This is a genomic window from Undibacterium sp. Ji22W (genome assembly GCF_049340305.1).
GTDB lineage: Bacteria > Pseudomonadota > Gammaproteobacteria > Burkholderiales > Burkholderiaceae_D > Undibacterium.
In genome coordinates this window covers 858461-870618 of the sequence record NZ_JBMPOU010000001.1, presented here as the reverse complement: position 1 = coordinate 870618, position 12158 = coordinate 858461, and the positions used below count along the sequence as shown (strand labels likewise).

The 12158-nt window shown below is 46.1% G+C and carries 10 protein-coding genes; 6 read left to right on the top strand and 4 right to left on the bottom strand.

Features of this window, described 5'->3' with window-relative positions; all coding sequences use genetic code 11:
* Positions 1 to 62: 62 nt before the first annotated feature.
* Positions 63 to 650 carry a helix-turn-helix domain-containing protein gene (locus ACO0KW_RS03555; protein WP_423050703.1) on the bottom strand — a complete coding sequence of 196 codons (588 nt, stop codon included), beginning with the start codon at positions 648 to 650 and terminating at the stop codon, positions 63 to 65.
* A 191-nt stretch (positions 651 to 841) separates the two neighbouring features.
* Here ACO0KW_RS03555 and kbl point away from each other — a divergent pair, with 191 nt between their 5' ends.
* The 3 genes from kbl to ACO0KW_RS03540 all read left to right on the top strand — a co-directional run bounded on the left by kbl (position 842) and on the right by ACO0KW_RS03540 (position 4578).
* A complete protein-coding gene (gene kbl / locus ACO0KW_RS03550; protein ID WP_423051951.1) occupies positions 842 to 2041 on the top strand; it encodes a glycine C-acetyltransferase in 1200 nt (399 codons plus the stop codon).
* A 121-nt stretch (positions 2042 to 2162) separates the two neighbouring features.
* Positions 2163 to 3113, top strand: a complete 951-nt coding sequence (locus tag ACO0KW_RS03545) for an NAD-dependent epimerase/dehydratase family protein (RefSeq protein ID WP_423050701.1) — start codon at positions 2163 to 2165, stop codon at positions 3111 to 3113.
* 82 nt (positions 3114 to 3195) lie between these two features.
* Positions 3196 to 4578: an L-serine ammonia-lyase gene (locus ACO0KW_RS03540; RefSeq protein ID WP_423050699.1), complete on the top strand. Its 1383-nt coding sequence runs from the start codon at positions 3196 to 3198 to the stop codon at positions 4576 to 4578.
* Between the two features lie 134 nt (positions 4579 to 4712).
* On the opposite strand, the gene ACO0KW_RS03535 is transcribed toward ACO0KW_RS03540, so the two are convergent.
* Together ACO0KW_RS03535 and ACO0KW_RS03530 are read right to left on the bottom strand one after the other, a co-directional pair.
* Complete coding sequence (locus tag ACO0KW_RS03535) at positions 4713 to 5534, bottom strand: LytR/AlgR family response regulator transcription factor (RefSeq protein WP_423050697.1); 822 nt, start codon at positions 5532 to 5534, stop codon at positions 4713 to 4715.
* Positions 5535 to 5539: 5 nt separating this feature from the next.
* Entirely contained in the window at positions 5540 to 6577 is a 1038-nt protein-coding gene (locus ACO0KW_RS03530; protein ID WP_423050695.1) for a histidine kinase, read from the bottom strand.
* A 407-nt stretch (positions 6578 to 6984) separates the two neighbouring features.
* On the opposite strand from ACO0KW_RS03530, the gene argH reads away from it, so the two are divergent.
* The 3 genes from argH to ACO0KW_RS03515 all read left to right on the top strand — a co-directional run bounded on the left by argH (position 6985) and on the right by ACO0KW_RS03515 (position 10929).
* Entirely contained in the window at positions 6985 to 8382 is a 1398-nt protein-coding gene (argH, locus tag ACO0KW_RS03525; RefSeq protein ID WP_423050693.1) for an argininosuccinate lyase, read from the top strand.
* Positions 8383 to 8653: 271 nt separating this feature from the next.
* Positions 8654 to 9268: a TRAP transporter small permease subunit gene (locus ACO0KW_RS03520; protein WP_423050691.1), complete on the top strand. Its 615-nt coding sequence runs from the start codon at positions 8654 to 8656 to the stop codon at positions 9266 to 9268.
* A complete protein-coding gene (locus ACO0KW_RS03515) occupies positions 9268 to 10929 on the top strand; it encodes a TRAP transporter large permease (protein ID WP_423050689.1) in 1662 nt (553 codons plus the stop codon). Before ACO0KW_RS03520 ends, ACO0KW_RS03515 begins: the two co-directional genes overlap by 1 nt.
* 102 nt (positions 10930 to 11031) lie before the next feature.
* Here ACO0KW_RS03515 and ACO0KW_RS03510 read toward each other — a convergent pair whose 3' ends face one another.
* The gene (locus tag ACO0KW_RS03510) at positions 11032 to 12123 is read right to left on the bottom strand and encodes a TRAP transporter substrate-binding protein (protein ID WP_423050687.1); all 1092 of its coding nucleotides are present in this window, start codon (positions 12121 to 12123) and stop codon (positions 11032 to 11034) included.
* Positions 12124 to 12158 lie beyond the last annotated feature (35 nt).

Below are 12158 nucleotides of genomic sequence, written 5' to 3'. Positions count from 1 at the left end.
TGCAACGTGAAAGCTAATTGACCAATAAGTGATCCACATAAACGCAACAAGCAAGTGCAAGTCTAACGGTGAGTGACAACCATCAGCGCCTTTGCTTCCGTTTTGCCAACATTGCGTATCGCATGAATACGATCAGCATCGTAACGGGCGGTGCCGCCTACTTTCAGCTTCTTCTTCAGCCCATCTACTTCCACTTCGACATTACCGGCGATCAGTGTCAGATGTTCGGAAGTGCCAGGATCATGGGGATTAGAAATCAATGCGCCACCGGGTGCTAGGATCAACTCATACCACTCAAAGCGCCCTGCCAACTCCATAGGGCCGAGTATCTTCAAGACATATCCAGAATGTTCGCCCGGCAAAGTCGGTGTCTCATGAGGTTCTAACATACGGATCAAATCCACCTTAGGAACCTCCGCTGTGAGCAATTCTGCCATGCCTATTCCAAGCGCATTCGCCAAACGCCATGCTACTGCAATGGTGGGATTGGCCTTTTCTCTTTCAATTTGCGACAGCATCGACTTCGATACTCCCGCAGTGCGGGATAAGTCTTCCAAAGTTAAACCTCTATCTAGCCGTAAACGCTGTAAGGTAGCCCCTACTTCAGGCGGCGTTGCGGGGGTTATCACGGGGGCAATCACTTTTTTCATAGTTTCGCTTGCAAAATTAAATGAGCATAGATAATATTCGCTATATTGAATTTTAGTTCGATATATCGAATATTTCACAAAATTAAGAATTTTCAAGAAATTTGATATATCTATACAGAGAATCAAATTTCAGCTTTTTTCCATCATACCAGAAGCCACTTTCCTGCCAGGAGATAAATATGAGCAATACCATGAGTACTAAGAAGAATTCTTTTTTTACTGGTTTAGCCAGCAATCTGGACAGTCTGCGCGAACAAGGTCTGTATAAACCGGAACGAGTAATTTCATCTCGTCAGGGCTCATTAGTGCAATGCGATGATGGTCGTCAGTTAATCAACCTGTGCGCAAATAACTATCTAGGCTTATCGGGTGACGAAGCAACAGTACAAGCGTCGATCAAGGCAACTGAGCAATATGGTTATGGCTTATCGTCAGTCCGTTTCATCTGCGGTACACAAACTGTACACAAACAATTAGAACGCGCAATCGCTGACTTTCTCGGGATGGAAGATACGATTCTGTATGCGGCAGCTTTCGATGCAAATGGTGGCGTTTTCGAACCATTGTTTGATGAAAACGATGCGATAATTTCTGATGCCCTAAACCACGCGTCTATCATTGACGGCATTCGCTTATGCAAAGCCGCACGTTTCCGTTACGCCCACAACGACATGGCCGATCTGGAAAAACAATTGCAAGCCGCCGCAGACAAACGCCATCGCGTGATCGTCACGGACGGCGCGTTCTCTATGGATGGCACGATTGCCCAACTCGACAAGATTTGCGATCTCGCAGATAAGTATGATGCTTTAGTGATGATCGATGAATGCCACGCATCTGGCTTCCTCGGAAAAACTGGCCGTGGGACACATGAACACCATAATGTGATGGGGCGAATCGACATCATTACGGGCACTTTAGGGAAGGCTTTGGGCGGCGCAATGGGTGGCTTTACAGCAGCGCGAAAAGAAGTGATCGATACCTTGCGTCAAAAATCACGTCCGTATTTGTTTTCGAATACATTGGCACCTTCGATTGCTGGCGCGTCTTTAGCTGTGCTGGAACGTCTATCGAAATCCACAGAATTGCGTGATCGTTTGCACGAGAACACGGTTTTCTTCCGTAAAGAAATTGAAACGCTTGGTTTTACCATCAAACCTGGCACACACCCTGTCGTTCCCGTGATGCTATTTGATGCGCCAGTAGCGCAAAAATTTGCGGCGCGCATGTATGAACTGGGTGTTTTGGTGACAGGCTTCTTCTATCCAGTCGTGCCTATGGGTCAAGCGCGTGTGCGAGTGCAGTTATCTGCTGCACATACTAAAGAACAATTAGAAACAGCTCTCGCCGCCTTTGCGCAGGCTGGTCGCGAATTAGGTTTAATCAAGTAAAGAATAAAAGTTTTTGCCGCAGAGGCCCCGAGTGCGCAGAGAAAGTTTTGATTTATGCCTCTGTGAACTCTACGCCTCCCCGGCAAAAAAATGTCATCCAATGGAAAAGTAAGGAATACAAATGGAACGTATTTTAGTCATCGGTGCTAACGGTCAAATTGGTAGTGAATTGGTCGATGCTTTGGCAGCGCAACATGGTGCAGATAATGTGATCGCCGCTGATATAAGCCCTAGCAGTTTATATGGCGCGAAAATCTACGAAGTCGTGGATGTATTAAATACTGAACGTCTGGCGCAGATTCACGATCAATATAAAATTACGCAGGTATATCAACTCGCGGCACTACTCTCCGCGACTGGTGAAAAAGCGCCATTGAAAGCCTGGACATTGAACATGGACGGCTTGCTGAACATATTGGAATTGGCACGTATCCGTGGTGAAGCGGGTCACCCCTTAAAAGTTTTCTGGCCATCGTCGATCGCTGCATTTGGTCCGAATACCGAAGCTGTGAACACACCGCAATATGCCGTGATGGATCCAAACACGATTTACGGCATCAGCAAGCTGGCTGGCGAACGTTTGTGCGAATACTACTTCCAGAAATACAATGTTGATGTCCGTAGCATCCGCTATCCTGGCATCATCAGCTACAAGTCTCCGCCAGGTGGCGGCACGACCGATTATGCGATCGCGATTTTCCATTCAGCGTTGAAAGGTGAAGCATATTCTTGTTTCCTCGAAGCGCAACAATCTTTGCCAATGATCTATATGCCTGACGCTATTCGTGCGACGATTAGTTTGATGGATGCCCCTGTAGAAAATATCAAAATTCGCTCTTCGTATAACGTTAGTGGTATGAGCTTTAACCCACAAGAACTCACAAGTGAAATCACTAAAAACCTACCAAACTTTCAGGTACACTACGCGCCGGATAGCCGCCAGGCAATCGCTGCAAGTTGGCCGCAAAGTTTGAATGATGAAGCCGCTTACAAAGATTGGGGTTGGAAGGCAGAAATTGATCTCCCGGCACTGGTGACTGACATGCTTAAAAACGTGAAAGTCGCCAATTGATCAGAATGAAAATATTCTAAAGCGGAGATCAATTTCTTAGCAAAAAATTTTCTATAGTGGTCTCGGATTAAGGAATATTGGCATGGATATGCGTGTGTTTGATTTATTTAAAATTGGTGTAGGTCCGTCCAGCTCCCATACAGTTGGACCGATGATTGCAGCTCGTCGTTTTTTGCTGGAATGTCCGAATTTAGAACAGGCGCACAAAGTGCAAGTGGCCTTATATGGCTCACTTGCACTTACTGGTCTCGGTCACGCCACCGACAAAGCCGTATTGCTAGGTTTAATGGGCGAGACACCACAAGATGTTGTGCCTGACACTGTGGATGACAAGTTGGCTGAACTGGCACGATCAGGGGTCATGCACTTGCTAGGCAAAGTCAACCTTGATTTCGATATTTTGGATGATGTGCTCTGGCACAAAAAGGAAGTATTGCCTGGTCATCCTAACGGCCTACGATTTACTTTGACGCGCAAGGATGGCAGCGAATATAGTCAAACCTTCTATTCGACAGGTGGTGGCTTTATCTACACCGAAGAAGAATTGAATGCCAATGCAAGTACCATTGCGGCACCTGCGATCAACGTCCCCTACCCTTTCGGCACCATGGCAGAGCTATTAGACCATGGCAAAAGCACTGGACTCTCGCTAGCTGCGCTCTTGCGTGCAAATGAACTCAGTCACTGCAGTGAGGCAGAACTCGACGCCGGCCTCGACAAAATTTGGGGAGTGATGAATTCATGCATAGAACGTGGCTTGAAAATCACCGGTGAATTGCCAGGTGGTTTACACGTACAACGTCGTGCCGCAAAACTCTGGCTGACCGCAAATGAAACGCATAATAGTTTGCCGCATGATGGCATGCACAAAGTAAGTTTGTATGCGATGGCTGTCAATGAAGAAAATGCAGCGGGCGGTCGTGTCGTTACGGCACCAACCAATGGCGCGGCAGGCATTATTCCCGCTATCATTAAATACTATTCACAAGACTGTCACCCTAGCGACCCTGTCAAAGGCATACGTGAATTTATGTTGGTGGCTGCTGCAATCGGTATGCTGTGCAAGAAAAATGCTTCAATTTCGGGTGCAGAGATCGGCTGCCAAGGGGAAGTTGGCGTCGCTTGTGCAATGGCTGCGGCCGGTTTAACCGCAGCATTAGGTGGGACGAATGAGCAAATCGAATCGGCTGCTGAAATCGGGATCGAACACCACCTTGGCATGACTTGCGATCCTATCGGTGGCTTGGTACAAATTCCTTGTATCGAGCGCAATGGTATGGGCGCAGTAAAAGCAATTACCGCCGCATCCTTAGCCTTAAAAAGCGACGGCACCCATCATGTCAGTCTGGATCAGGTGATTGAAACCATGCGCGTGACAGGCTTCGATATGCAGGCAAAATATAAAGAAACCTCCTTGGGTGGTCTAGCAATACATGTCGTGACGGTCAATCACGCGGCCTGCTAATTTGATCTCGGATGGACTGCCAGTTTTTCACTGGCAGTCATGAATTTAACATCCGATACTCAATCCCAATAACGCCATGTATCCCAAGCAAAATCCAAACGTGAAGCGTGCCAAAAGCGCAAAAAGCTGATATTTCAACGCACCAAACTCTTAATCACAGGCCACTGGCGGCGCGAAATTGGTAAGCGCTCGGCGACATCACGGATGATCACTTGCCATGCGTCCACAGTTTTATCACCGTCTGTCTTGTCCATTTCCAGCGCCGATTCTATAGCGAGGCTTGATCGTTCAACTCCCACAATCGCATCACGTGCAACCAAAGCATTTCTGTGCGCACGCACAAAAATTTCACCCAGTTCGGATTCTATCGACACTAATGATTCTTCGGTCAAATAGGAACGTGTACGTGTTTGTATCGTGACATATTTTTGCTCGGCCTTCAAAAACAAAACATCGCGCACCGGAATTAACAACACGCGATTCTTTTCTAGTACAGAAAAATTTTGTCTGACTTTAGGGATCGTCTTCAACGAATCGCGTAATTTTTCCTGCTGAGCTTGTACACTTTGCTGTTGGCGCAATGACTGCACGCGCTGCAGTGCATCTTGCAAGCGAGCAGCACGCACTGGCTTTAATAGATAATCCAACGCATGCACTTCAAAAGCTTGCAATGCATACTCATCATAAGCTGTCACAAAGATGATAGCTGGCTGGGATGGCAATCCTGCATCGGCAATATGCTGAGCCAGCTCTATCCCTGTCATACCGGGCATTTGCACATCAAGTAATAAGATATCGACTGACTGCGCAACGAGCACATCCAAAGCCGCCTGACCATCGGCGACTGCACCGATCAATTCGCAAGGACAACTATCCTGTATATCTTCGATCAAGGTCTTCATCCGCGTTCTGGCGGGCGCTTCATCATCGACAATCAAAATACGCAGATTCGTCATAGGTCTCAAGTATTTTCAGGAAAAATCAATTGCACCACAAACTCACCATTCGCTTGTGTGGTCTGCAATTGTGCTTCGATATCGTAAAGTAATTTCAAGCGCTGGCGAATGTTGTCCAAGGCCATATGATTTCCTTTGGAAAGTTGCGCATGAGGATGATAGATGTTTGTCACTTTAATTTCAATTTTATCCAATCGTTTTTCAATAGAAATATGCACTGGCTTGTGGTTTATGGCAGGCTCTACACCGTAGTGAATCGCATTTTCTAATAAAGGCTGCAACAACAAAGCGGGCATTTTAGTAGTGCTTAGTTCTTGCTTAGTAAGGTTTTGAATATCCCATTCAACTTGTAAACGTTCGCCCAAGCGCAATTTTTCAATCGCCAGATATTGCTGACATAAAGTGATTTCATCCCCAAGTGTCGTCAAATTTCTGGTGTCGCGCATGAGGGCACGAAATAAATCTGCTAAATCTTCCAAGGCTGTTTCTGCTCTGAGCGGCTCGGTGCGAATAAGGGACAAGACTGCATTTAAGCTGTTAAAGAGAAAATGTGGTCGTATTCGCGCTTGCAACGCTTGTAAGCGAGCTTCTCCCAAGGCGGGTGAAAATGCCTTTGTGCGCATCTCAAAATAATGTTGCAAGGTCAGGCCAATGACAAAACAAAACAAAACTGCTTGTCCAATATCCAAATTGGGAAAACTATAGATAAACCACTCCATTTGCCTAAAGCCCAGTACGATCAGAAAGCAAATAATGGCAGGTATCGTTCCACAAACAATTCTTTGCATCCATGCAGTAACAGGTTCACGCTCCACTAATCGTCTGATACCACACAACGCAAACAACGAAAGCAAGCAAATTAATTCCACCAACATCGACGTTTCAACAAAATCTTGCAATGTTTGACCCCATCCTTGTCCGCGACCAAGCAAGCATAATAAAATTAATAAATTGACAGCAACGAGCGCCCTGACAACGATCCCCAAATTACAACAATCGGGGATATAGAGCTCAGATTGTGACGTTTCTTTGTTTGTCTGCATACCCATCCAAGTTTAAACAAGCAATTGATTCTTCTAATTTTTACTAACCAGTGCTTTGCTAACAGTTAGCGAAGTTAACCTCGCCGCTTAGCGTTATCGTTCTCAATGCAGTTCACGCGATATAAAATGTACTTAGAAGATTATGCGGTGAAATCTAAAAGGCGAAAGCGAGTCGCGGTATAATCTGCGACGAACTTTACACTACAAATCAATTTAACTGGCATTTTCGATAACATTGCTCATTAGGGCAATGGCAACATCGCGCGACACAATCGCAGTGAAAATCGGGAGGTAGCTTACCTATTCGGACAAGCAACGACAACTTGCGGATTGACCGCCCGTCGCCAACTAAAAACTTTTTGTGGTCTCATCATCTCTCTTATTTTATCGCTACTTTTACATCCACTATGACATCACAATTTTCTAAAAAAAGCGAGGCTTGGTCAGCGCGCTTCTCTGAACCTGTCTCTGATTTGGTGAAACGCTACACCGCCTCGGTGTTTTTTGACAATCGTATGGCCGCAGTTGATATCCTGGGATCGCTAGCACATGCAGAAATGCTGCAAGCACAAAACATTATTACGGCACAGGATTACGCGGACATTCAGCGTGGCATGGCACAGATCAGTGCGGAGATCGAATCGGGCAAATTTGAATGGTTGTTGGATTTAGAGGATGTGCATCTGAATATCGAAAAACGTCTGACTGAATTGGTCGGCGATGCTGGCAAACGTTTGCATACGGGGCGCTCGCGCAATGATCAAGTGGCGACCGATATTCGCCTGTATATGCGCACTGCGATTGACAATATCATCGACTTGATCGGTGCATTCCGTTTAGCATTATTAGATCTGGCGGAAAAACATAGCGACACCATCTTGCCCGGATTTACCCACATGCAAGTCGCGCAGCCAATTACGTTTGGTCATCACATTCTGGCCTATGTAGAAATGTTTGGGCGCGATGCTGAACGCATGGCCGATTGCCGCAAACGCGTCAATCGCCTGCCTTTGGGAGCAGCAGCACTAGCCGGCACGACTTTCCCGATTGATCGCCAACGCGTTGCCCGTACACTAGGATTTGACGATGTTTGCCATAATTCTTTAGATGCGGTGTCTGATCGTGATTTTGCGATTGAGTTTTGTGCCGCTGCTTCCCTCGTCATGACGCACATTTCTCGCATGTCAGAAGAGCTGATTATCTGGATGAATCCTCGCGTGGGGTTTATCGACATCGCAGATCGCTTTTGCACTGGTTCATCAATCATGCCGCAAAAGAAAAATCCTGATGTACCAGAATTGGCACGTGGCAAAACCGGACGCGTGAACGGCAATTTGATTGCTTTGCTCACTTTAATGAAAGGCCAGCCACTCGCCTACAACAAAGATAATCAGGAAGATAAAGAGCCATTATTCGACACCGTCGACACGTTGGTTGACACTCTACGTATTTTTGCCGATATGGCGACTGGCATCAACGTCAAGCCTGAAGCGATGCGGGCGGCGGCTTTGCAAGGTTATGCCACTGCGACCGACCTGGCGGACTATTTGGTGAAGAAAGGCTTACCGTTCCGCGATGCGCATGAAGCAGTGGCCTTGGCAGTGCGTACTTGCGTAGACAAAGCTTGTGACCTCAGCGATATGTCATTAGCCGAATTGCAGGCATTTTCTGCCTTGATTGAAGCGGATGTGTTTGAAGTATTAACACTAGAAGGTTCAGTCGCAGCACGCGATCATGTTGGTGGCACTGCACCAAATCAAGTGCGCCTGGCCATTACACGTTTGCGCACACAATTGACGAAATAAAACCGCCTCTGCACAGATAAAACTTTGCCTGCAGCTTTTAAAAAGACCCATTGATAATATCCGCTGATAAGGTCAACAAACATTAGTGCAATTCATTTATCATAGCAAATTAATAAAATAAATACCCTTCACGTCTTGTTGCAAACCAGGCAGCAAGACGTGATGACGTTTTGGATATTGGCATTGATGATTCACCCCATTTATACCGTTCGTATTCATCAGAAAATTTTGACGTAACACTAAAAACAAATAAAAAATAGGGAGACGATACATGCAAATTTTGATTGCCTTATCGAAAAAAATTGACCGTTTAAATGAAAGAGTAGGCAGTGCCCTGAACTGGGCGCTACTATTGGCAGTACTGATCTGTACCGGTAACGCCTTAATACGCTACAGCTTTAATAATAGTTCTAACGGTTGGTTAGAAGTCCAATGGTACTTATTTGCAGCCGTCTTTTTGCTTGGCGCACCGTACACCTTACGTCGTAACGAACATGTCAGAATTGATGTGATCGCTGGTCGATTCTCCAAGCGCACTCAAGTTTGGATTGATTTATTCGGTTTTCTATTCTTTCTGATGCCTGTCGCCGGACTCATACTCTATCTCGGCACACCGTACGCGCTACACTCATTTACACGTCAGGAAATGTCCAGCAACGCGGGTGGGCTGATTGAATGGCCTGCAAAATTCCTAATACCGATAGGCTTTGGCTTACTGGTACTCCAAGGCATTTCCGAAATCATTAAGCGTGTTGGCTATTTGCGCGGCCTTGTTGCGGCCAGTGAATTCGACAAGCACGCCAAAACGCCTGAAGAAGAAATCGAAGCTATCCGCCTTGCAAATGCCGACAAGCTCAATCAGCAAAGTACAGGAGCATCTGAATAATGGAAGCATTTTTGATCGCGAATCTGGCACCGATTATGTTCGCAGCCTTAGTTCTTTTTCTGCTGTCCGGCTTCCCTGTCGCGTTTGCTTTGGCCGCAAACGGACTCTTTTTTGGTTTAGTCGGTATCGAACTCGGACTTCTTCGACCTGAGCTGTTACAAGCTTTACCAAACCGTATCTACGGCATCATGTCGAATGACACCTTGCTGGCAATCCCCTTCTTCACCTTTATGGGCTTGGTCTTGGAGCGCTCAGGAATGGCGGAAGACTTACTTGACACCATCGGGCAACTGTTTGGCCCTTTACGTGGCGGCGTTGCCTACGCTGTGATTTTCGTCGGTGCTTTGTTAGCGGCGACGACGGGCGTTGTCGCCGCCTCCGTAATTTCTATGGGCTTGATTTCGCTGCCCATTATGCTCAAATATGGCTACGACAAAAAAGTTGCTTCCGGCGTAATTGCTGCATCAGGCACTTTAGCGCAAATTATCCCTCCGTCACTAGTGTTGATCGTGATGGCGGATCAATTGGGTCGCTCAGTCGGCGATATGTATCAAGCCGCTTTCTTACCAGGTTTGCTGCTAACGTTGATGTACGCTGGTTACATACTACTCCTCTCATTTATCAAACCTAAATGGGTACCAGCCTTGCCACCAGAAGCACGTAATTTACGTCAGGCGAATGGCGATAGCGGTGCAATTTCTCTTCTACTGTTGCTGATCGTTAGCACAGCGGCGGCACTGGCATTTGCACGTTACTTCAAATCCAGTCATCCCGATGTCGCTGCGGATGCCTTGGGCATTTACGCTGCAAGTGTCGGTATCGGTTTTGCATTTTGTTTTGCCTTCATCAATCGCCAATTAAAAATCGGCCTCTTATCGAAGATGGCAGAGCAAGTCACCTTTGTTTTAATTCCCCCACTCGCTTTGATTTTCTTGGTGCTAGGAACAATTTTCCTGGGAATTGCCACACCAACCGAAGGTGGTGGGATGGGAGCCTTTGGGGCGATTATCTTAGCCTTAATGAACCGCAGGTTAAATTGGAAACTGACGAAACAAGCACTCGATTCAACTTCACGTTTATCTAGTTTTGTGATGTTCATCCTGATCGGTTCTACAGTCTTCTCGCTGGTCTTCCGTGGTATCAATGGTGACTTGTGGGTGGAACATTTGTTGACAGGACTACCCGGTGGTCAAATCGGCTTTCTAATCGTGGTTAACATTTTGTTCTTCGTTCTAGCCTTTTTCCTAGATTTTTTTGAACTGGCGTTTATTTTGGTTCCTTTGGTTGGTCCAGTCGCAGAAAAATTAGGTATCAACTTGATTTGGTTCGGCGTTTTACTCGGTGTGAATATGCAAACCTCGTTCATGCATCCACCGTTTGGATTTGCCCTATTTTACCTGCGTTCGGTCGCGCCAAAAACCGTCAAAACCAGCGATATCTATTGGGGCGCGATTCCATTTGTGGTCGCGCAAATTATTATGGTTGGCTTAATTATCGCCTTCCCTAATTTGGTGTCAGTCGATAGTAAAGAAGCGCAAAAAGAAGAATTGCAGCTCAATCTTACCGTGCCAGATAGTGAACCGCTGATGTTAGATCCTCCAAGCGAACCTAGCAAAGAAGATCAAAGTGAGACTCAAGCAACACCCGCTCACATTCTTTAAGCAACTTAGACCTAAACAAAACAAAAACCGCTTAAACGAGAATCTCGTTTAAGCGGTTTTTGTTTTGAAAATAGCAAATTTATTACTTCAAACCATTTCCGTCTATTTCAACTTATGCATACTGTTAAAGCGTGAAAAGGTATCTTCTGCAAAACTAAACCAGGTCGTTTGATTTTGACGGAAAGCGACCCAATCGGTATAAATTTTCTTGAATTTTGGATTAACCGCGGCTTCTTCCGTAAACACCTCTTGCGCTGCATTGAAACAGGCTTCCATCACGGTTTGCGGGAATGGTTTCAAGACGATCTTACTTTGATTTAAGCGCGCCAAAGCAGAGGGATTACGCGCATCGTACTTCGCTTGCATATTTACATGCGCCTCCAAACTGGCGGTTTCAATCGCGGCTTGATATAGCTTAGGTAATTTATCCCACTCTTTTTTACCCACATAGAATGACAGTTGCGCGCCGCCCTCCCACCAACCAGGATAATGATATACCTTGGCGACTTTATTGAAACCTAATTTTTCATCGTCATAAGGGCCAACCCATTCCGCAGCATCAATTGCGCCCTTTTCCAAGGAGGTATAAATCTCACCGCCAGCGACCTGCACCGGCACGGTACCCAGTTTTGCAAGAACCTTACCGGCAAATCCACCGACGCGGAATTTCAATCCTTTTAGATCATCAACGCTCTTAATTTCTTTGCGGAACCAGCCGCCCATTTGTGTGCCGGTATTTCCGCCCATAAAATTGACGATATTGTGTTCGGCAAAAAATTCACGCATTAATTTCATTCCGTTGCCGTGCATCATCCACGCGGTTTGCTGACGCGAATTCAATCCAAATGGCACAGCACAATCGAATGCGAAAGTAGCATCTTTACCATAGTAGTAGTAAGAAGCTGTATGCCCCATTTCTACAGTGCCGTCTTTAACCGCATCTAATACCGCGTTAAAAGGGACTAATTCAGGCGCTGCATAAGGACGAATATTGAACTTCCCATCGGTCAACTCCTTTACACGACTACAAAAGGTTTCTGCTGCACCGTAAATTGTGTCCAAATTTTTTGGAAAACTTGAAGCCAAGCGCCAATTCAAAGTCGGTAGGGCAGCATCTGCGGCCAAACTTGGCGCAGCTGCACTAGCAACCGATGCGCCGACAGCAGCTTTTTTCAAAAACGAACGACGTTCCATGCAATCTCCATTCTTTTTGGTGAAAATGAGTGAGA

What these genes read in the sequence shown, in the direction of transcription:
- ACO0KW_RS03555 (WP_423050703.1), bottom strand. Translation starts at nt 650, where the DNA reads ATGAAAAAAGTGATTGCCCCCGTGATAACCCCCGCAACGCCGCCTGAA.
- kbl (WP_423051951.1), top strand. Translation starts at nt 842, where the DNA reads ATGAGTACTAAGAAGAATTCTTTTTTTACTGGTTTAGCCAGCAATCTG.
- ACO0KW_RS03545 (WP_423050701.1), top strand. Translation starts at nt 2,163, where the DNA reads ATGGAACGTATTTTAGTCATCGGTGCTAACGGTCAAATTGGTAGTGAA.
- ACO0KW_RS03540 (WP_423050699.1), top strand. Translation starts at nt 3,196, where the DNA reads ATGGATATGCGTGTGTTTGATTTATTTAAAATTGGTGTAGGTCCGTCC.
- ACO0KW_RS03535 (WP_423050697.1), bottom strand. Translation starts at nt 5,534, where the DNA reads ATGACGAATCTGCGTATTTTGATTGTCGATGATGAAGCGCCCGCCAGA.
- ACO0KW_RS03530 (WP_423050695.1), bottom strand. Translation starts at nt 6,577, where the DNA reads ATGCAGACAAACAAAGAAACGTCACAATCTGAGCTCTATATCCCCGAT.
- argH (WP_423050693.1), top strand. Translation starts at nt 6,985, where the DNA reads ATGACATCACAATTTTCTAAAAAAAGCGAGGCTTGGTCAGCGCGCTTC.
- ACO0KW_RS03520 (WP_423050691.1), top strand. Translation starts at nt 8,654, where the DNA reads ATGCAAATTTTGATTGCCTTATCGAAAAAAATTGACCGTTTAAATGAA.
- ACO0KW_RS03515 (WP_423050689.1), top strand. Translation starts at nt 9,268, where the DNA reads ATGGAAGCATTTTTGATCGCGAATCTGGCACCGATTATGTTCGCAGCC.
- ACO0KW_RS03510 (WP_423050687.1), bottom strand. Translation starts at nt 12,123, where the DNA reads ATGGAACGTCGTTCGTTTTTGAAAAAAGCTGCTGTCGGCGCATCGGTT.